The organism is Streptomyces sp. NPDC007971 (assembly GCF_042958635.1).
In the GTDB taxonomy this organism is placed as follows: Bacteria; Actinomycetota; Actinomycetes; order Streptomycetales; family Streptomycetaceae; genus Streptomyces.
In genome coordinates this window covers 780,651-799,206 of sequence record NZ_JBIBJK010000001.1, presented here as the reverse complement: position 1 = coordinate 799,206, position 18,556 = coordinate 780,651, and the positions used below count along the sequence as shown (strand labels likewise).

At 71.3% G+C, this 18,556-nt stretch carries 15 protein-coding genes; 8 read left to right on the top strand and 7 right to left on the bottom strand.

All coding sequences use genetic code 11. From position 1 onward, the window contains the following. Window positions 1-27: 27 nt before the first annotated feature. Window positions 28-747: a DUF4232 domain-containing protein gene (locus tag ACFZCP_RS03620; RefSeq protein ID WP_391423643.1), complete on the bottom strand. Its 720-nt coding sequence runs from the start codon at window positions 745-747 to the stop codon at window positions 28-30. 619 nt (window positions 748-1,366) lie between these two features. Here ACFZCP_RS03620 and ACFZCP_RS03615 point away from each other — a divergent pair. Then, window positions 1,367-2,530: a serine hydrolase gene (locus ACFZCP_RS03615; RefSeq protein WP_391423641.1), complete on the top strand. Its 1,164-nt coding sequence runs from the start codon at window positions 1,367-1,369 to the stop codon at window positions 2,528-2,530. Between the two features lie 247 nt (window positions 2,531-2,777). On the opposite strand, the gene ACFZCP_RS03610 is transcribed toward ACFZCP_RS03615, so the two are convergent. The 5 genes from ACFZCP_RS03610 to ACFZCP_RS03590 form a co-directional block, all read right to left on the bottom strand. Beyond that, window positions 2,778-4,673, bottom strand: coding sequence for a DEAD/DEAH box helicase (locus tag ACFZCP_RS03610; protein ID WP_391423639.1), 1,896 nt, complete (start codon window positions 4,671-4,673; stop codon window positions 2,778-2,780). 87 nt (window positions 4,674-4,760) lie between these two features. Beyond that, a complete protein-coding gene (locus ACFZCP_RS03605) occupies window positions 4,761-4,964 on the bottom strand; it encodes a cold-shock protein (RefSeq protein ID WP_018538971.1) in 204 nt (67 codons plus the stop codon). 248 nt (window positions 4,965-5,212) lie between these two features. After that, a complete protein-coding gene (locus ACFZCP_RS03600) occupies window positions 5,213-6,814 on the bottom strand; it encodes an AAA family ATPase (RefSeq protein ID WP_391423636.1) in 1,602 nt (533 codons plus the stop codon). 132 nt (window positions 6,815-6,946) lie between these two features. After that, window positions 6,947-7,711, bottom strand: coding sequence for a DUF2127 domain-containing protein (locus tag ACFZCP_RS03595; RefSeq protein WP_391423634.1), 765 nt, complete (start codon window positions 7,709-7,711; stop codon window positions 6,947-6,949). A 100-nt stretch (window positions 7,712-7,811) separates the two neighbouring features. Continuing rightward, on the bottom strand, window positions 7,812-9,521 hold the full coding sequence (locus ACFZCP_RS03590; protein ID WP_391423632.1) for a DHA2 family efflux MFS transporter permease subunit: 1,710 nt from the start codon (window positions 9,519-9,521) through the stop codon (window positions 7,812-7,814). Between the two features lie 128 nt (window positions 9,522-9,649). Between ACFZCP_RS03590 and ACFZCP_RS03585 the strand changes: the two genes are divergently transcribed. Beyond that, window positions 9,650-10,342 (top strand): TetR family transcriptional regulator, encoded by a 693-nt coding sequence (locus ACFZCP_RS03585; RefSeq protein WP_391423630.1) that lies wholly within the window; start codon window positions 9,650-9,652, stop codon window positions 10,340-10,342. 199 nt (window positions 10,343-10,541) lie between these two features. Here the strand turns inward: ACFZCP_RS03585 and ACFZCP_RS03580 are convergent, their stop codons facing one another. After that, complete coding sequence (locus ACFZCP_RS03580) at window positions 10,542-11,939, bottom strand: cation:dicarboxylate symporter family transporter (RefSeq protein WP_391423711.1); 1,398 nt, start codon at window positions 11,937-11,939, stop codon at window positions 10,542-10,544. A gap of 121 nt (window positions 11,940-12,060) precedes the next feature. On the opposite strand from ACFZCP_RS03580, the gene ACFZCP_RS03575 reads away from it, so the two are divergent. The 6 genes from ACFZCP_RS03575 to ACFZCP_RS03550 all read left to right on the top strand — a co-directional run bounded on the left by ACFZCP_RS03575 (window position 12,061) and on the right by ACFZCP_RS03550 (window position 18,550). Then, the gene (locus tag ACFZCP_RS03575) at window positions 12,061-13,707 is read left to right on the top strand and encodes an ATP-binding protein (RefSeq protein WP_391423629.1); all 1,647 of its coding nucleotides are present in this window, start codon (window positions 12,061-12,063) and stop codon (window positions 13,705-13,707) included. After that, entirely contained in the window at window positions 13,704-14,381 is a 678-nt protein-coding gene (locus ACFZCP_RS03570; protein ID WP_391423627.1) for a response regulator, read from the top strand. Before ACFZCP_RS03575 ends, ACFZCP_RS03570 begins: the two co-directional genes overlap by 4 nt. 188 nt (window positions 14,382-14,569) lie before the next feature. Beyond that, the gene (locus ACFZCP_RS03565) at window positions 14,570-15,943 is read left to right on the top strand and encodes an extracellular solute-binding protein (RefSeq protein WP_391423625.1); all 1,374 of its coding nucleotides are present in this window, start codon (window positions 14,570-14,572) and stop codon (window positions 15,941-15,943) included. Further along, a complete protein-coding gene (locus ACFZCP_RS03560) occupies window positions 15,940-16,803 on the top strand; it encodes a sugar ABC transporter permease (RefSeq protein ID WP_362700666.1) in 864 nt (287 codons plus the stop codon). Before ACFZCP_RS03565 ends, ACFZCP_RS03560 begins: the two co-directional genes overlap by 4 nt. An 8-nt stretch (window positions 16,804-16,811) precedes the next feature. After that, window positions 16,812-17,639 (top strand): ABC transporter permease subunit, encoded by an 828-nt coding sequence (locus ACFZCP_RS03555; protein ID WP_391423622.1) that lies wholly within the window; start codon window positions 16,812-16,814, stop codon window positions 17,637-17,639. 173 nt (window positions 17,640-17,812) lie between these two features. Next, window positions 17,813-18,550, top strand: a complete 738-nt coding sequence (locus tag ACFZCP_RS03550; RefSeq protein ID WP_391423620.1) for an XRE family transcriptional regulator — start codon at window positions 17,813-17,815, stop codon at window positions 18,548-18,550. Window positions 18,551-18,556 lie beyond the last annotated feature (6 nt).

The window sequence follows — 18,556 nt, the reverse complement described above, 5'->3', positions numbered from 1 at the left end:
CGTGGTCGTCTTCCGGAGTGTGCGGGCTCAGCCGCCCTGACCGGCGCTTCCGAGCGGGCCGACCTTCACCGGGGAGCCGGCGCCGTCCGTGACGGGCAGCGTGGCGGCGCCCGGCCAGGGGAGGGCGACCGTCTTCGTCTCGTTCGGAGGGGTCACCAGCAGCCCCGTGACACGGACGCCGGAGCCGCCCGACTTGTTGACCGGGTAGCTGATGCCGAAGGCCACCGCCTGCCCGCTCTTGAGCACGATCGGGGTGGGCTTCTCACCGGTGCGCTTCGCGGACAGCGACCCCGCGCTGGTCTTCAGGTCGACGCCCGCGTACCCGGACATCGCACAGGACCGGCTGCCCTTGTTCTTCAGCTCCACCGCGACGGTGCCGTCGGGGTCGCCGGTGATGGTGCTGTCCACCGCGGTGATCTTCAGCTCGTCGGTGCGGCACTTGCCGACCTTGGCGCTCTCGTCGGAGCCGGCTCCGGCGGCCGTGCCCTGCCCGCCGGACCCCTTCCCGGCGGCGCCCGACCCGGACGAGCCTGTACCGGACGAGCCCGTCCCGGACGAGTCCTTGCCGCCGTCCTGGTTGCTGCCCGTGGTCGACGACCCGGAGGAGGTGGCGTCCTTGCCTGCCGAAGCGGCGGACGAAGAGCTGTGCGCGGCCCCCGAGTCCGTGTCCTGGCACGCCGTCATCAGCAGGGCGCCGCCGACGAGGGCTGCGGAGACGAGTAATGCCTTGCGACGGTTGCCGTACATGAAAGACCCCTGGGTATGCAGTGGTTGAAGCCGAAGCGGTCTTCGGCTACCCGGTACTTGCTTGATGACTAGGAAGGGGCTGTGAACCACGGGGATCCCGACATCGTCGTTCCACGACACCGCTGTCACAGACCGGTGACATGGTCACGCCGCGGGGGGGCCAAGGGGCAGCCCGGTACGCCCTGTTCAGTGCTCTGGCAACAGCGCGCCTGCCCTGGTGACCCGCGTGAGCTGCCCGGACCATGGCCATCGGGCCCAGGTCGGCTTCCGCCCGGTGACTGCCTCCGGCTCTGCCCCTCGCGCCGGGCGCCAGCGCGTCGTGCGAGCGACCGCTATTTGACCTTGTACTCGCAGGGCTTGGAGTCCTTGCCCCCGTTGTTGTCTGCGACCTGTTTGCCGTCGACCTTGATCACGCAGGGGGCCATTTTCAGCGTTCCCAAGATCCAATCACGCTCGGACCTTTTGGCCCAACGGGCGCTCGGCGACGGTGCCACGGAGGGCACCGGGGGTTAGCCCCACCTGTAGCCGGGCGGGTAGCACGATCGTCCCGCCCGGCCGCATCCGGAGAAGCTGGGGACGCAAACCGCTGGATTCCCAACAGCACCGCAGGAGTTGACTCGTGGGTGAGCAGGCAAGGCAGGCGTTTCGTCCGTCCGGGCGGCGGAGCGGCCGGCGCAGAACCGTGCCGGCCGCGGCCGCAGTGGCCGTCGGCATCATGACGATGGGCGCCCTGGCCCCGCCGGCGGCGTCCGCCGCAGCCGGGCCGGACACCCTCCGCAAGGGCCTGAACACGCTGGTGCACACCGACGGCGTACCCGCGGCGCTGGCGAGCGTCGAAGATCGTGACGGCCGCACGCGCACCTACACCACAGGGGTGGGCGACCTTGCCACCGGCGCGAAGGTGCCCCGGGACGGTCAGGTGCGCATCGGCAGCAACACCAAGACGTTCACCGCGGTGGTCGTGCTGCAACTGGTCGGTGAAGGCAGGATCGGCCTTGACGCCCCGGTCGGCACCTACCTGCCCGGTCTCGTCCGCGGGGACGGGATCGACGGACGCCGCATCACCGTCCGCCAGCTGCTCCAGCACACCAGCGGGCTTCCCGACTACAGCAAGTACCTCAGCGACGACATCCGCTACTACGACCCTCGCGAACTCCTCGACGTCGCTCTGCGGCACAAGGCCGACTTCGCTCCCGGCACACAGTGGGCCTACAGCAACACCAACTACCTGGTGGCAGGCCTGCTCGTCCAGAAGGTCACCGGCCACCCCCTCGCCGAGGAGATCGACCGGCGCGTCATCGGACGCGTCGGACTACGCCACACCTACTTCCCCGCCCCGGGCGAGGTGACGATCCGGGAGCGCCATCCCAGGGGTTACTACCAGGATTCGGCAGGCGCGCCTCTGGTCGACGCCACCGAATGGGACCCGTCCTGGGCCTGGGCCGCGGGCCAGATGGTGTCCACCAACTCCGACCTGAACCGGTTCTTCGGCGCGCTGCTGGCCGGCCGGCTTCTCCCGAAGGCTCAGCTCGACCAGATGCGCACCACCGTCCCCGCCGGTCACCCCTTTCCCGCCGGTGCCCGTTACGGGCTGGGACTCGTGAGCACGCCGCTGTCGTGCGGCGGTGTGTACTGGGGCCACGGCGGCAGCATGACGGGATACGAGACCCGAGGCGGCGTCACCGAGGACGGTCGCGCCGCCGATGTCGCGGTGACCACGCAGCCGAGCCCGGCGGCCCAGGAGCACATGGCCGCTGTCGTGGATACGGCCCTGTGCCGCTGAACCGCGCCGCCCGGTGCGCGCCGGCCACACCGGCCATGCCGGCGACATCAACCGCACCTGCACCTGCACCTGCACCTGCACCTGCACCTGGCATCACCACATCAGCTGCCGCACCAGCCGCACCAGCCGCACGGATCAGGGAAGTGGAAGCCTGTTCCGCCGCCATGCCGCATCCTCGGCGGAACCAGCACGCCCAGAGCGAGCGCCGGCGGCATGGCGGCGCCGGGGCGGTGCCGCCAGGTGCGGCTCAGGTCGCGGAGGTGCGGCGGCCGCCTCGGCGGTCCGAGCCTCGGTCCGAGCCTCGGTCCGAGCCGCGGTCGGGGCCGCGGTCCGGGCCGCGGTCCGGGCCGCGGTCGGAGCTGCGGCCGCCGCCCCGGCGGTCCGAGCCTCGGCCGCCGGACCCGGCAGCGCTCCCCGTGGCTCCGTCGGACGCCGTCCGTCGGCCGGATCCCCGGGCGCCCTTGCCGGAGGCGGCACCGGTCGCCGTGCCGGCTCCGGACCGGCGGCCGGAGCCACGGCTGCCGGCGCCGGCAGCACCGCCCGTGCCCCCACCGGATCCCGACCGGCGGGCAGAGCCGCGGCCGCCGGGCGTGGACGTGCCGCCGGATGCTGCCGCCGCGCCCGCGGCAGTACCGCCGGACGCCGCGCCCCTTGCCGCGGAAGTCCCGCCGGACGCTGCCGTCCCGGTCCCGGGCCGGCGGTCCTGGCCCCGGCCTCCCGTCCCGGCGCCGGCGGCTGTCGCGGCCTGGGTGCCGTCGCCGCCTCGCGGCCGGCGGCCGGACCGCCTGCCGGACGCGGTGCCGGTCTTGCGGTCCGGGCGGGTCACCGCCGCAGTCGCGGGCTGCGGGACCTCGATGGTGACGGGCACGCCGGAAGGCTCGCGGGCGCCGGTGATGGTGGCCAGTTCCGTGTCGCCGGACGTGACGCGGGCCGTCCGGGGGCGGATGCCCGCGTCCGACATGAGCCGGGTCACGTCCCGCTTCTGGTCGGGCAGGACCAGGGTGACCACGCTGCCGGAGCCGCCGGCACGGGCCGTGCGGCCGCCCCGGTGGAGGTAGTCCTTGTGGTCGGCGGGGGGATCGACGTTCACCACGAGGTCGAGATCGTCGACGTGTATGCCCCGGGCCGCGACGTTCGTCGCCACCAGCGCGGTGACCTGGCCGTTCTTGAACTGTTCCAGGGTGCGGTTGCGCTGCGGCTGGGAGCGTCCTCCGTGCAGCGCCGCCGCGCGGACACCGACGGCCAGGAGCCGCTTGGTGAGCCGGTCGGCGGACCTCTTGGTGTCGAGGAAGAGGATGACCCGGCCGTCACGGGCGGCGATGCGCGTGGTGACGGCCTTCTTGTCGGTCTCGTCCTGGACGTGGAGCACGTGGTGCTCCATGGTGGTCACCGCTCCCGCGGACGGGTCCACGGAGTGCACCACGGGGTCGGTCAGGAACCGCTGCACCAGACGGTCGATGTTGCGGTCCAGGGTGGCCGAGAAGAGCATGCGCTGCCCGTCGGGCCGCACCCGCTGGATCAGCTTGGTGATCTGCGGCAGGAAGCCCATGTCGGTCATCTGGTCGGCTTCGTCCAGCACTGTGATGCGTACGTCGTCGAGCACGCAGTCCCCGCGCTCCACGAGGTCGTTGAGCCTGCCGGGACTCGCCACGACCACCTCGGCGCCGCGCCGGAGCACTGCCGCCTGCTTGGTGATGGACAGTCCGCCGACCACCGTGGCCAGCCGGAGGTTCACGGCCGTCGCGTAGGGGGTCAGCGCGTCCGTCACCTGCTGGGCGAGTTCACGGGTGGGCACCAGCACGAGGGCGAGGGGGGCCTTGGGCTCTGCGCGCAGTCCGGCAGTGCGGGCCAGGAGCGCCAGCCCGAACGCGAGGGTCTTGCCGGAACCGGTGCGTCCCCGTCCGAGCAGGTCACGGCCGGCGATCGAGTTGGGCAGCGTGGCGGCCTGGATGGGGAAGGGGGAGATCACGCCTTGCGCGGTGAGGGTCTTCAGGAGCCCCGCGGGCATGTCCAGCGCGGCGAAGTCCTCGACGGCGGGAAGTGCCGGCGTCGTGCTTTCCGGCAGCCGGAATTCCATGGACGACGGCGCGGACGGAGGGGGTGACGAGGCGCGGCGGTTGGGTTTCTGGGGCCTGCGGGACATGCGGTGATCTGCCTTCCTGGAAACAGCACAAACCGGGATCCGCACCATGACGGTGCGGACCCCGGTGAGCGGATACGCGTCCGGCGATCAGGCGGGGACGATGTTCTCCGCCTGCGGGCCCTTCTGGCCCTGCGTGACGTCGAAGGAGACCCGCTGGCCCTCCTGGAGCTCACGGAAGCCCTGGGTCGCGATGTTCGAGTAGTGGGCGAAGACGTCGGGGCCGCCGCCGTCCTGCTGGATGAAGCCGAAACCCTTTTCGGCGTTGAACCACTTCACGGTTCCCTGCGTCATGACTTTTCTCCTTCTGTAGGCAGAGGCCCCATCCGGAGATGCCGGAACAAACAAATGCGCCTGAAGGAGAAACATTCCCGTCAGGCGCACATAGGTTCATGGGTACCACAACTGCAACCCCAAGACCGTAGCACAGCTCGGCGACCCGTCAACGGATCACCGAGGCGTGTGCAGGGCTTCCCCGGTGCCTTCCGGTGATCGTCCGGCCCGCTCGGCGGCGACACCTCGGCGATCTTCGGCGATCTTCGTCATGAGTCCTGCTCGTCCGCCCCCGCACCGTCCTCTCCTTCCTCCTCGTCCGCCCCGGCCCCACCCGCCGCCCCTTCCTCCTCGTCACGCACGCCGAGCAGCCGCCGGGTCAGCTGATCCCGGTCGGAGAGGAGCTCGTCCAGGGCCGCCCGGACGTCCTCCGGCTCCGTGCGCGGGGACTCGCGTTCCGCCGCGATCAGCACGGAGCGGCGGACGAGTTCCTTGGTGAAGGACGCCGTCGTGCCCTCGGTGCGGGTCACCACCTCGTCGGTGATCTCCTTGCCGAGACCGAGGCCGGAGCCGTAGAGGGAGAGGAGACGGGCACGGCCCCCCGTGTCCGGCAGCGGGATCTCCACGGCCAGGTCGACGCGGCCGGGGCGCTGGGCGAGGGCCGGTTCGAGGAGATCGGCGCGGTTGGTGGTGAGCAGGAAGGCCACGTCGGCGTCGTCACCGAGACCGTCCATCTCGTTCAGCACCTGGAAGAGCAGTGGCTGCTCGCCGCCGCCGTGGTCCCGGGCCTCGGCGATCAGGTCGCAGTCCTCCAGGACGACCAGCGCCGGCTGGAGCATCCGGGCGAGCGCGCAGGCGGGGCCGATGGCGTCGATACCGGTGCCGGAGAGGATGACGGCGGTGAACTCGGGGAGGTGGGAGAGGAGATAGCGGATGGTGTGGGTCTTGCCGGTGCCGGGGGGTCCGTAGAGGAGGAGGCCGCGGCGCAGGTGCTGGCCGGCCGCGCGCAGCTGCTCGCGGCGCCTGGCCACGCCGACGACCTGGCGCTCCACCCGCTCCAGCAGGCCCGCCGGAAGCACGATGTCCTCGCGGGTGATGCCGGGGCGGCGGTGGAAGCTGAACGGGCCGAGGCCGTCCCTGAACTGCGAGCCCTCGAAGGAGAGCACCTGGCCGCGGAAGATGTTGTGCTCGCGCACGAGCGCGTCGATGTCGGCGAGCAGCCGGTCCGCGAACTGCTTCTCCTGGGCGAGGACCTCGATCTCGACCTTGTTGCGTCCGTATGCGTCGGCCGGGCCGCGCAGCAGCAGCGCGAACCGTTCGTCGCCGTCCGCGCCGAGGTAGAACCCGCAGGACACGCAGGCCAGTTCCTCGTCCGGGGAGACCGGCAGGTGGGCGTAGTCGACCGCGCCGATCACGAAGCGGTCGTAGCGGTCGGCGGACTCGAGGATGTCGCCGAGGGTGAGGTCGCCGTGGTGCTGGGCGCCGCGCATGCCGACCAGCTCGTAGGAGCGGCCCTCGGCTGCGAACCAGCGTTCCAGCGCGAGGTGGACGTTGGGCAGGTCGTAGGGCGGGTACGCGGCCTTCACCACGGGGCGGTCCGTGGGGGCCGAGCCCAGGTGGGCCCGGAGCCGCTGGGTGAGGTCACGGCTGCCGTCCCGCTCCGCGCGCCGGGGCCGGGCGACCGCCATGAGGAACTGCTGGAACAGCTCGTTGATCTGCTCGATCGACAGCGGCGAGGGATCCCGCTGTGCCCCGTACCTGCGCTCGTACTCGGACGAGCTCATGATCTCCACCCCGTCCGGCTCCCCCGTGTCCGGCTCCCCCGGGTCCGGCGCGCCCACGTCCGGTACGTCCAGTCGCGCCTTCGCCATGCCGTGCTCCCCCATGTGCGCCTCCCTGCGTTCGACCGGTCACGTCGCGGCTCCCAGCCTGGGGCGAACGCAGGGGCGGGTCAAAGGGATTGAGTGCCGGGGCCGAGGCCGGGGCCGGGGCCGGGGCGCGTTCTAGACGGTGATCCCCGCCGACTCCTCGACCTCCAACAGCGAGGCGCTGTGCCGTTCCTCCTCGAAGGCCCTGCGTCCGCCGCGCAGCCCGAACAGCCGTTTGGCGACGGCGATGTAGAGGACGGCGAGGATGTTGAGGACCAGGGTGGCGATCTTGAGGTAGCTGATCTTCTCGGTGAGTTCGTAGATCTCCAGCGGGAGGAAGGCGGCGGTGGCGACCACCGTCAGGTACTCCGCCCAGCGCTTGGCGTACCAGAGGCCGCCCGCCTCGATCAGCTCGATGAGCGCGTAGGCCAGCAGCAGGGCGGCCACCAGCATCAGCGTGGAGTGCTTGTAGCCGAAGGCCTTCTGGATGGAGCCGACGACCGGCGAGTGGTCGAGGTCGTAGTGGAAGTGCTTGAAGACCGGGCGGAAGACGTCGATGTTCTCGTTGAACAGCCTGCGCACCGCGTCCTGGCTGTTGCTGAACTTCCACACCGCGACGGCGACCAGCACGATGAACACCCCGCGCACGGCCCGCTCGATCGCCAGGAAGCGCAGGATGAACAGATCCCGCAGCACCTTTCCGCGCGGCACCAGCGGCGCGTCGGACGCGGGGCCCGAGCCGTGCGGCTCGCCCAGGACGAAGTCGCCGCAGCGCAGGCAGCGCCACACCTCCCCGAGCGCGGTCTCGGCGTGCAGCCGTACCCGCAGCCGGGGATCGTCGGGCGCGTAGGTCACGTGTCCCTTGCGCGCGCAGGTCCGCCGGTCCCAGTCGATCTTCATCCCCCGTGCCTCCAAGTTCGTTCGGGAACACGCACGAACGTGCCGTTCCGGTTCCGGAGCGGCACGTTAGTGGATGCGGGCGGGAAGAGACCGTCGGGGGTCAGCGGGCGGCGCTGTCCGCCGACTTCTTCTCCTCGGCCGTCGCCTCCTGTACGGCCGGCTCCTCCTCGGCCGTCGCCTCCTGCACGGCCGCCGCCTCGCGCCGCGGCAGCAGGACGGCCACCAGGACCGTGCCGACGCCCAGGATCACCGCGCCGACCAGGCTGGTGTGGGCCACCGCGTCGGAGAAGGCGGAGCCTACCGCGTCCGCCATCTGCCGGGCGCCGGAGGCGAGCTGGGCGGCCTGCTGCCTGAGCTGGGCGGCCTGCTGCGGGTCGCTCGCCTGCGCGGCCTGTGCGGCCACCTGGTGGGCCTTGTCGCCGATGCCCTGCGCGACTGCGTATCCGGCGCCGACCGAGTCCTGGGCCGTCTCCAGGGCGCTCGCCGGGAGCCTGCTGCCCGCGGTGGCGTCGGTGAGGTGGTTGCCGTACGACGTGGCGAGCAGCGAGCCGAGGATCGCGATGCCGAGCGAGCCGCCCAGTTCCAGCGAGGTGTCGTTGACCGCGCCGCCGACGCCCAGTTCGGACTCCGGGAAGGCGCCCATGATCGCGTCGGTGCAGGGCGAGAGGGCGAGGCCGATGGCGAGGCCGAGGATGACGAGGGGCGCCACGAAGTCGCCGTACGTCGAGCCCGCGTCCACCCGCGTCAGCAGGGCGAGCGCGGTCGTGCCGCCGACCATGCCCGCGGTCACCGTGAGCTTCATGCCCACGCGCGGGGTGAGCCAGCCGGTGAGGGCCGAGCCGACGAAGACCGCACCGGCCAGCGGCAGCATCCGTACGCCGGTCTCCAGGGCGTCGTAGCCGAGGACGAACTGCAGGTGCTGGGTCAGGTAGTAGAAGGCGCCGAAGACGGCGAGGAAGAACAGGGCGACGGCGAGGTTGGATCCCGCGAACCGGCGGTCGGCGAAGCGGCGCACGTCCAGGATCGGGCGCGGGTGGCGCAGCTCCCAGACGACGAAGGCGACCAGGCCGGCGCCCGCGACGACGGCGGCGGTGACGGCCTTGACGCCCCAGCCGAAGTGCGGGCCCTCGATGATCATGTAGACGAGCGAGCCGGTCCACACGACGGACAGCAGGCCGCCGACGTAGTCGATCCGGTCGTGGTGCCCGGCCTTGGACGGCGGTACGAGGACCAGGGCGGCGACGATCGCGACGGCGGCGATGGGCACGTTGATCAGGAAGGTCGAGGACCAGCCGTGGTCGCGCAGCAGGGCGCCGGCGACGACCGGCCCGGCGGCGATGGCGAGGCCCGCGGTGGCGGTCCACAGGGTGATGGCCTTGGCGCGTTCGGCGCGCGGGAAGGTCGCGGCGAGCAGCGAGAGCGTGGCGGGCATGATCAGCGCGGCACCGACACCCATGACGGCCCGGGCCGCGATGACCGCGGTGGAGCTGTCGGCGAGGTATCCGGAGACGGCCCCGCCGCCGAAGACCACCAGACCCAGGACGAGGGCCCCGCGCCGGCTGTACTTGTCGCCGATCGCGCCGAGCAGCAGCATCAGCGCCGCGTACGGGACGGTGTAGCCGTCGATCACCCACTGCAGGTCGGCGCTGGACAGCCCGAGGTCCCGGGTCATGTCGGGCGCCGCGACCGTGAGGGCGGTGTTGGCCATCACGATGACGAGCAGGCTCAGACAGAGCACGAGGAGCGCCCACCAACGCCGGGCGTAGGGGCGGTCCATCCTTTCGACCGGTTGGTTCATGACGAGTCGCATGGCAGGGATCGCCTTCCTCGGTGCGCGACCAGGACTTGCACAGCACCGTGCAATTGCACAGCACTGTGCAATGTACGCCGTTGCACGCTAGTGTGCAAATCGAGAGGCGTGCGGAGAGGGCGTGCAGAATGACGGTCATGACCACGGGTAACAGCCGCGCCGACGCCAGGACCACGGTGGGCACCAGCCGCGCCGACGCCAACCGGCGCCGCATCCTCGACGTAGCCCTCGCCGAGCTGCTGCGCGACCCCGACGCCTCCATGGACCAGATCGCGCGCGCCGCGGGGGTCGTACGGCGGACGGTGTACGGACACTTCCCGAGCCGCGAGGCACTGATCAGCACGCTCGTCGACGAGGCGGTGGCCGCGCTGGCACAAGCGGACGCGGGAGCCCGTGAGGAGATCACGGACCCGGCTCGGGCGGTGGCCCGGTCGGTGCTCGCGATCTGGGAGATCGCCGACCGCTACCGGCTGCTGGTCGCCCTGGCGCAGCGCACGGTGACCGTGCAGGGCATCCGCGAACGCCTCGCCCCCCTGCGCGAGACCAAGGTGCGGCTGCTGCAACACGGCTTGGACGAGGGCGTCTTCAGCTCCCCGCTGCCCGCACCGGCCCTCGCCTACGTGCACGAGCAGATGCTGTTCGCGGTGATGGAGGCCGTGAACGACGGGCTGGTGTCGGCAAAGGAGGCGGGCCGCTCGGCCACGGTCACGGTCCTGACCGCGGCGGGCGTACCCGCCTCCACCGCCGCCGCACTGGTGGCCGAGGTGAGCGAGGAGCCGGGCGGCCGAGCGGAAGGGGCTAGCGGAAAGCCGGGCGGCTGAGCACAAGCGGGGAGAGGCTCAGCCGCCCGGCGGTGGGGCCGGACGCCCGGCCCGGGTTCAGGCCGGGCCGGACATCCGGAGCATGGGGCGCGGGGTGCGGGGTGCGCAGCGCCCCTGCGCAAGGGGCGCGGGGAACGGCGCGAGCAGCCACAGCCGGCCCGCGGAGCGCGAGCGGCCCCACGCATCCCCGGACGACCGGCTACGCCTTGGCCAGCTCCTTCTCCGGAACGCCGGCCGGAGCGGCATCCTCGTCGAGCAGCGTCGTCTCGTCGAACGGCAGCTCCCCGGCCAGCACCCTGCGCACCCGCTGCGTGTCGATCTCCTTCGTCCAGGTGCCGATCAGCACGGTGGCCACCGCGTTGCCCGCGAAGTTCGTCAGCGCACGCGCCTCGCTCATGAAGCGGTCGATACCGACGATCAGGCCGACACCGTCGACGAGCGCGGGCTTGTGCGACTGCAGGCCGCCGGCCAGCGTGGCCAGACCCGCGCCGCTGACGCCCGCCGCGCCCTTGGAGGCCAGCAGCAGGAAGAGCAGCAGCGGGATCTGCTCGCCGACGGACATCGGTGTGCCGAGGGCGTCCGCGATGTAGAGCGAGGCCATGGTCATGTAGATCATGGTGCCGTCGAGGTTGAAGGAGTAACCGGTCGGCACGGTGATACCGACGACGGGCTTGCTGACGCCCAGGTGCTCCATCTTCGCGATGAGCCGCGGCAGCGCGGACTCCGAGGAGGAGGTGGACAGGATCAGCAGGAACTCCCGGGCGAGGTACTTGAACAGCGAGAAGACGTTCAGTCCGGAGACGATCCGCAGCACCGCGCCGAGCACGACGAAGACGAACAGGAAGCAGGTCACGTAGAAGCCGGCCATCAGCACGGCGAGGCTCTTCAGCGCGTCCAGGCCCGCCGAGCCGGTGACGGCCGCGATCGCGCCGAAGGCACCGACCGGCGCGGCCCACATGACCATGGCCAGGATGCGGAAGACCAGCCGCTGGATGTGCTCGACGCCGCGCAGCACCGGCTGCCCGAGGGGCCCCATGGCCTGGAGCGCGAACCCGGCGAGCAGGGCGACCAGCAGCGTCTGCAGCACCTGCCCCTCGGTGAAGGCCGACACGAACGAGGTCGGGATGATCGACAGCACGAAGTCGACGGGCGGCAGCGCGTCGCCGGACACCTGGGCGTGTCCGGTCTGCTTGAGCGCCGCGGTCAGGTGCAGCCCCTCGCCCGGGTGCAGCACGTTGCCGACGACGAGCCCGATGGCGAGGGCGACGAGCGACATCACGAGGAAGTAGGCGAGGGCGATACCGCCGACGGCGCCGACCTTGGCCGCCTTCCGCACCGAGCCGATCCCGAGCACGATGGTGCAGAAGATGATCGGCGAGATCATCATCTTGATCAGATTCACGAAGCCGGTGCCCAGCGGCTTCAGCTCCACGCCCGCATCGGGCCAGATGAGCCCCACGGCGATACCGAGCACCACCGCGATGATGACGGCGATGTACAGGTAATGAGTACGGTCCCGCTTCACACGGGGTGCGGCAGGTGCCGGATCGGGGGAACTGGCGGCCACGGCTGCCCTCCTTGACGTCTTCGTCGGCATCACCGGCGTGCGGCTCACGTCCGGGGGTTGTGGGGGATGCCGTGACTATCTCCCGGTCTGTGAGGGCGGTCACCCTTCCGTTCATTGAGTTCATGCTTGACGCGGCAGGCACACTCTTGGCATGCGCGTCCCGTCCCTCCCCCGTCCCCGCAGCCTGGCCGGCCAGCTCTTCGCCATGCAGGCCGTGCTGATAGCGGTGGTCGTGGCCGGGTACGCGCTGTTCACCTACGTCAGCGACCAGCGGCAGGCCGAGGACGCCGCGGTCCGCCAGGTGACGGCGGTGGCCCGTTCGGTCGCGGACTCCCCCTCGGTCCGCTCGGCGATCCGCACGCCGGAGCCCACCGGGGCCCTGGAGCCGTACGCGCTCCAGGTCATGCGGGACACGAACGTCGACTTCGTCACGATCATGACCCCGGACGGCATCCGCTGGACCCACCCCGACCGTCAGCAGATCGGCAGACGCTTCCTCGGCCGCATCGGCCCCGCCCAGCACGGCCACACCTTCACCGAGACGTACACGGGCACGCTCGGCCCCTCGGTCCGGGCGGTCACCCCGGTGACGGACAACGGCCGGATCATCGGTCTGGTCAGCGCCGGGATCAAGGTCGAGGCGATCAGCGAGCGGGTGCAGGACCAGGTCACGGCGCTGTTCGCGGTCGCGGGCGGAGCCCTGCTGCTGGGCGCGGTCGGCACCTACGTGATCAACGCCCGCCTGCGCCGTCACACCCACGGCATGAACGCGACCGAGCTGAGCCGGATGCACGACTACCACCAGGCGGCGCTGCACGCCGTCCGCGAGGGGCTGCTGATGCTGGACGGGCAGTACAGGGTGGCGCTGATCAACGACGGCGGCCGGGAGCTGCTGGGGGTGGGCGAGGAGGGGGACGTGATCGGCGCGTCGGTCGCGGACCTCGGCCTGCCGGCCCCGCTGACCGGGGCGCTGCTGTCGTCCGAGCCCCGGGTGGACGAGGTGCATCTGACGGCGTCCCGGGTCCTGGTGGTGAACACCTCGCCGGTGTCGGGAGGAGAGCGCAGGGGCACCGTGGTCACCCTGCGTGATGTCACCGAACTCCAGTCCCTGATGGGCGAGCTGGACTCGGAGCGGGGTTTCACCCAGGCTCTGCGTTCCCAGGCGCACGAGGCCGCCAACCGCCTGCACACGGTGGTCTCGCTGATCGAGCTGGGCCGGGCCGAGGAGGCGGTGGAGTTCGCGACGGCGGAACTGGAGCTGGCCCAGGCGCTGACCGACCAGGTGGTGGCGGCGGTGAGCGAACCGGTGCTGGCCGCGCTGCTGCTGGGCAAGACGGCACAGGCCAACGAGCGGGGCGTGGAGCTGGTGGTGTCGGCCGACAGCCGCCTCGACGACGGCGTGCTCCCGCCCGAGCTGTCGGCGCGGGACCTCGTCACGGTCCTCGGCAATCTGATCGACAACGCGGTGGACGCGGCGCAGGGCAGTGCGGGGGCGCGGGTCACCGTGACGGCGTACGCCCCGGACTCCGAACTGGTGCTGCGCGTCTCGGACACCGGGCCGGGTGTCGACCCCGCCCATGCGGACCTGGTATTCCAGCGGGGGTTCTCGACGAAGCCGTCCGGACCCGGCGGCCGCGGCCTGGGGCTGGCCCTGGTGCGGCAGGCGGTCGCGCGGCTCGACGGGACACTGACGGTGGCGGAGTCCGACGACGAGGAGGAGGGTGGAGCGGTGTTCGAGGTGCGGTTGCCGTTGCGCACGGCCGTCGACCCCTCCCCGGCGCCGGGAGGCGAGAAATGACGGGCACGCAGCCCATCCGGGTCCTCGTGGTCGAGGACGATCCCGTGGCCGCCGACGCGCACGTGCTCTACGTGGGCCGGGTGCCGGGGTTCGTCGCGGTCGGCAAGGCGCACACGGGCGCGGAGGCCCGCCGGATCCTGGACCGGACGCCGGTGGATCTCCTGTTGCTGGACCTCCACCTGCCGGACGTGCACGGCCTGCAGTTCGCCCGCTCGCTGCGGGCGGCCGGGCACCACGCGGACGTGATAGCGGTGACGTCGGCACGGGACCTGGCCGTGGTCCGCGAAGGGGTCTCCCTCGGGGTCGTCCAGTACGTCCTGAAGCCGTTCACCTTCGCCACGCTGCGGGACCGGCTGGTGCGGTACGCCGAGTTCCAGGCGGCGGTGGGCGAGGCGAGCGGACAGGACGAGGTGGACCGGGCGCTGGCGGTGCTCCGGGCGCCGTCGCCCGCGGCGCTTCCGAAGGGGCTGAGCGCGCCGACGCTGGAGCGGGTCACCGTGGCCCTGCGAGGCAGCACGGACGGTCTCACCGCGACCGGCGTCGCCGAGGCGGTGGGCATCTCGCGCATCACGGCCCGCCGCTATCTGGAGCACCTGGTGACCGCCGGGCGGGCGGTACGCAGCCCGCAGTACGGGACGGTGGGACGCCCGGAGCTGCAGTACCGCTGGGTGTGAGGGACCGGCGACGCGGGGCCTGCCGCCGGGCTGCCCCGGGGCGGCCGGGGCGTTCGCCCGTGCCGATGCCCCCGGCAAAGCCGCGAAGGCCCAATCCCACGCAGACGCATTGACCTGACTAGACCACTCCTCCTACGTTCACACGGCAGCCGTTCCCGCGTCACCCCGAAGTGAGTCCGCAGGAGGTCATGCCCGTGCGCCCCACCGCCGCCCTCACCACCCTCCTCGCCGCCGCCCTCGCCGCCACCGCCCTCACCGCCTGCGGCAGCGGCTCCGGCAGCAGTCCGAACACCCTCAAGGTCTCGTACAAGCAGTCCACCGACAACTCCATCAAGGTGATGGACACCTACCTCGCCGGGATCAGGAAGCAGTTCGAGAAGAAGTACCCCGGAAAGAAGGTGGAGTTCGTCCCCGTCAAGGCCCCGGACTCGGAGTACTACACCAAGCTCCAGCAGATGCTCCGCTCCCCCAGGACCGCTCCCGACCTGGTCTACGAGGACACCTTTCTCATCAACTCGGACATCACCAGCGGGTACTTGAAGCCCCTCGACCCGTACCTCGCCAAGTGGCCGGACTGGCAGCAGTTCATCGACACCGCCAGGAACGCCGCGAGAGGCGAGGACGGGAAGACGTACGGCGTGCCGGACGGCACCGACACCCGGGGCCTGTGGTTCGACAAGCGCGTCTTCAGGAAGGCCGGCCTGCCCACCACCTGGCAGCCGAAGACCTGGGACGACGTCCTCGCCGCCGCCCGGACCATCAGGCAGAAGGTCCCCGGCGTCACCCCCCTCAACGTCTACACCGGCAAGCCGGCGGGTGAGCGGGCCACCATGCAGGGCTTCGAGATGCTCCTGTACGGCACCGGCGACGGGACGGCCGACCCCCTGTACGACAGCGGCACCAAGAAGTGGATCGCCGGGAGCCAGGGGTTCAAGGACGCGCTGAAGTTCGTCGGGACCGTGTACAAGGAGAAGCTCGGCCCCGATGTCTCCGACGCCCTCGACCCCAACTACGCCACCACCGTCAACGGCGAACTCCTCCCCCAGGGCAGGCTGGGCATCGACCTCGACGGCTCCTGGCTCCCGCAGGCCTGGCTGCCGGGCAGCGGGCACGAGTGGAAGGACTGGTCCCGGCAGCTGGGTCTGGCGTACATGCCGACCCAGCACGGGCAGGCGCCCGGCAGGGTGAGCATGTCCGGCGGCTGGACCTGGGCGGTCCCGGCCAAGGCGGCCCACCCCGACCTCGCCTTCGACTTCATCCGGGAGATGCAGACGAAGGACAACGCCCGTGCGTGGTACATCGCCAACTCCGGCATCGCGGTGCGCAAGGACGTCGCCGCCGACCCGGCGTACGCCACCGCCCAGCCCGGCATCAGGTTCTTCACCGATCTCGTCGCGAGCACGCACTACCGGCCCGCCTACCCCGCGTACCCGAAGGTGTCGACCGCCGTCCAGGAGGCCATGGAGGGGGTGACCACCGGTGACCGGTCCGCCGAGAAGGCGGCGAGCGGCTACGACGCCACCCTCAAGGACGTCACCGACGGCCAAGTGGTCCGCAGGTGAGGCTGCACCGGCGGATCACCCGCGCCCTCCCCCTCACCCCCGCCCTCGTCCTGCTGCTCCTCTTCCTCGCCGGCCCCATCGCCTACTGCGTCTACATCGCCTTCACCGACCTCCAGCTCACCGGCCAGGCGCACTCCTCCTTCGTCGGCCTCGCCAACTTCCGCAGGGCCTTCCACGACGACGCCTTCCTCAACGCCGTGTGGCTGACCCTGGTGTTCACGGTGCTGTCCTCGCTCGTCGGGCAGAACACCCTGGGGCTGGCCCTCGCGGCGCTGATGAAGCGCGCGTCCAGGCCCGTGCGCACCCTCACCGGTGGGGTCGTCATCACCGCCTGGGTGCTGCCGGAGGTGGTGGCGGGATTCCTGCTCTACGCCTTCTTCCGCCGCGAGGGGACCCTGAACGCCATCCTGGACTGGCTGCATCTCCCGCGCCAGAACTGGCTGTTCACCCTGCCCATCCTCGCCGTCTCCTTCGCCAACGTCTGGCGCGGCACGGCGTTCTCGATGCTCGTCTACTCCGCCGCGCTCGACGGGATACCGAGCGAGATCACGGAGGCCGCCGAGGTGGACGGGGCGGGCGGCTGGCGGCGGATGTGGCACATCACCCTGCCGATGATCCGCCGCTCCATCGGCACCAACCTCATGCTCAACACCCTGCAGACGCTCTCCGTGTTCGGGCTGATCTGGGTGATGACCAGGGGCGGGCCCGGCGACCGGAGCCAGACCCTGCCGCTGTTCATGTACGAACAGGCCTTCCAGAACAGCATGATCGGGTACGGCACCGCCGTCGCCCTGCTCCTGCTGCTCGTCGGCTCCCTGTTCTCCGTCGTCTATCTGCGCCTGCTGCGCACGGAGGTGTAGGACCGGCCATGCCCCGATACCGCCGCTCGCGCCGGCTCGCCGCCGACGCCGGGCTGATCACCGTGGCCGCCGGCTTCGCGCTGCCCCTCGCCTGGGTGCTGCTGTCCTGTGTGGACGCGCACGCCGACCTGAAGGTGAAGCTGCCCGACGGGGTCACGTTCGCCAACTTCGACGCGATCCTCACCCCGGACGTCGTCTACACCCCGCTCCTCAACAGCCTGATCCTGTGCGGGGGAGCGACCGCGCTGACCGTCGTCTGCGCGGCCCTCGCCGCCTATCCCCTGTCCCGCTTCCGGTCCCGGCTCAACCGGCCGTTCCTGCTGACGGTCCTGTTCGCAACGAGTCTGCCGATCACCGCGATCATGGTGCCGGTGTACGCGCTGTTCGTGCGGGTGAACCTGATCGACACCCTGCAGGGGACGATCTTCTTCTTCGCCGCCTCCCAACTCCCGTTCGCCATCTGGCTGATGAAGAACTTCATGGACTCGGTGCCCAAGGAGCTGGAAGAGGCGGCCTGGACGGACGGGGCGTCGTCGCTGCAGTCCCTCGTGCGGATCGTGCTGCCGCTGATGGGGCCCGGCGTCGCCGTCGTCACCGTCTTCTCGTTCGTGATGATGTGGGGGAACTTCTTCGTCCCCTTCATGCTCCTGCTCACGCCGGACCAGATGCCGGCCTCGGTCAGCATCAACGAGTTCTTCGGCAACCGGGGCATGGTGGCGTACGGGCAGCTCGCCGCGTTCTCCGTGATCTACTCGACGCCGGTGATCCTGCTGTACGTCCTGGTGGCGCGGCGGCTGGGGGGCGGTTTCGCGCTGGGCGGCGCGGTCAAGGGATGACGGACGGAGGTGATCCGCCCGTTACCTACCGAACGGCCGGAACGTACCGAACGGCCGGAACGTACCGAACGGCCGGAACGTACCGAACGGCCGGAACCGTACGTTCCTACAATTAGTGATCCTGGCAGAACGGCCCGTAGTCACCGCGGCGGCACACCCCTAGCTTGTGCGGGGTGCGCCAACCCCCAGCCCAGCCGAGCCCGTCGGCTCCCCCGTTCAACGCCCCGGCCGCCCGCAGGCTCCGCGCCGCCCTCGGCATGGGGCCCGAGCACGTCGCCTTCGGCATGAGGGCCTCGTACGGGCTGTCGTACGTCACGCCCGATCTGGTGACGGCCTGGGAGCGCGGGATCGCCTCCCCCGGCAATCCCGAACTCACCGCCCTCGCCGGGGTGTTGTGGTGCTCTGCGGGCGAGCTGATCGGCAGGCCCCGGACCCTGCGCGAGCACCGGGTCGCGCGGGGGATCGCACCCGAGGACGTCGCCCGGGCCGTCGGCCTGGACCTGCCCGGGTATCTGCGGATGGAGGAGAGCGGGGCGTGGCGGGGCAACGAGCGCCAGTCGGCCGCGCTCGCGCAGGCGCTCCGGCTGGCCCTGCCCGACTTCGTGACCGTGACGGGCCGCGAGGCGAAACTCGCCGAGATGCTGCACAGCGCGGTGACCACCCGCTGGCAGGCCTATGTGCGCCCGGTGGCGAAGGTCGCGCCCCTGGACCGGGGGGTCCTGGAGGGCGTGCTGCAAGAGTTGCACGAGGACTACCAGGGGCACATGACCGCCACCCTCAGCTGGGGCGGCGGCAGCAGCAGTGCCAGTGAGTCCGGCCGGGAGTTCCTCGACCGGATCGTCGACACCTTCTGGACGGCGGTCGAGAACCGGAACGGCCTGCACCGGCCCGGCTCCCCGGAGTCGCCCTAGTGCGGG

What these genes read in the sequence shown, in the direction of transcription:
- ACFZCP_RS03620 (WP_391423643.1), bottom strand. Translation starts at nt 747, where the DNA reads ATGTACGGCAACCGTCGCAAGGCATTACTCGTCTCCGCAGCCCTCGTC.
- ACFZCP_RS03610 (WP_391423639.1), bottom strand. Translation starts at nt 4,673, where the DNA reads ATGTCCCGCAGGCCCCAGAAACCCAACCGCCGCGCCTCGTCACCCCCT.
- ACFZCP_RS03605 (WP_018538971.1), bottom strand. Translation starts at nt 4,964, where the DNA reads ATGACGCAGGGAACCGTGAAGTGGTTCAACGCCGAAAAGGGTTTCGGC.
- ACFZCP_RS03600 (WP_391423636.1), bottom strand. Translation starts at nt 6,814, where the DNA reads ATGGCGAAGGCGCGACTGGACGTACCGGACGTGGGCGCGCCGGACCCG.
- ACFZCP_RS03595 (WP_391423634.1), bottom strand. Translation starts at nt 7,711, where the DNA reads ATGAAGATCGACTGGGACCGGCGGACCTGCGCGCGCAAGGGACACGTG.
- ACFZCP_RS03590 (WP_391423632.1), bottom strand. Translation starts at nt 9,521, where the DNA reads ATGCGACTCGTCATGAACCAACCGGTCGAAAGGATGGACCGCCCCTAC.
- ACFZCP_RS03585 (WP_391423630.1), top strand. Translation starts at nt 9,650, where the DNA reads ATGACGGTCATGACCACGGGTAACAGCCGCGCCGACGCCAGGACCACG.
- ACFZCP_RS03580 (WP_391423711.1), bottom strand. Translation starts at nt 11,939, where the DNA reads ATGCCGACGAAGACGTCAAGGAGGGCAGCCGTGGCCGCCAGTTCCCCC.
- ACFZCP_RS03575 (WP_391423629.1), top strand. Translation starts at nt 12,061, where the DNA reads ATGCGCGTCCCGTCCCTCCCCCGTCCCCGCAGCCTGGCCGGCCAGCTC.
- ACFZCP_RS03570 (WP_391423627.1), top strand. Translation starts at nt 13,704, where the DNA reads ATGACGGGCACGCAGCCCATCCGGGTCCTCGTGGTCGAGGACGATCCC.
- ACFZCP_RS03565 (WP_391423625.1), top strand. Translation starts at nt 14,570, where the DNA reads ATGCCCGTGCGCCCCACCGCCGCCCTCACCACCCTCCTCGCCGCCGCC.
- ACFZCP_RS03555 (WP_391423622.1), top strand. Translation starts at nt 16,812, where the DNA reads ATGCCCCGATACCGCCGCTCGCGCCGGCTCGCCGCCGACGCCGGGCTG.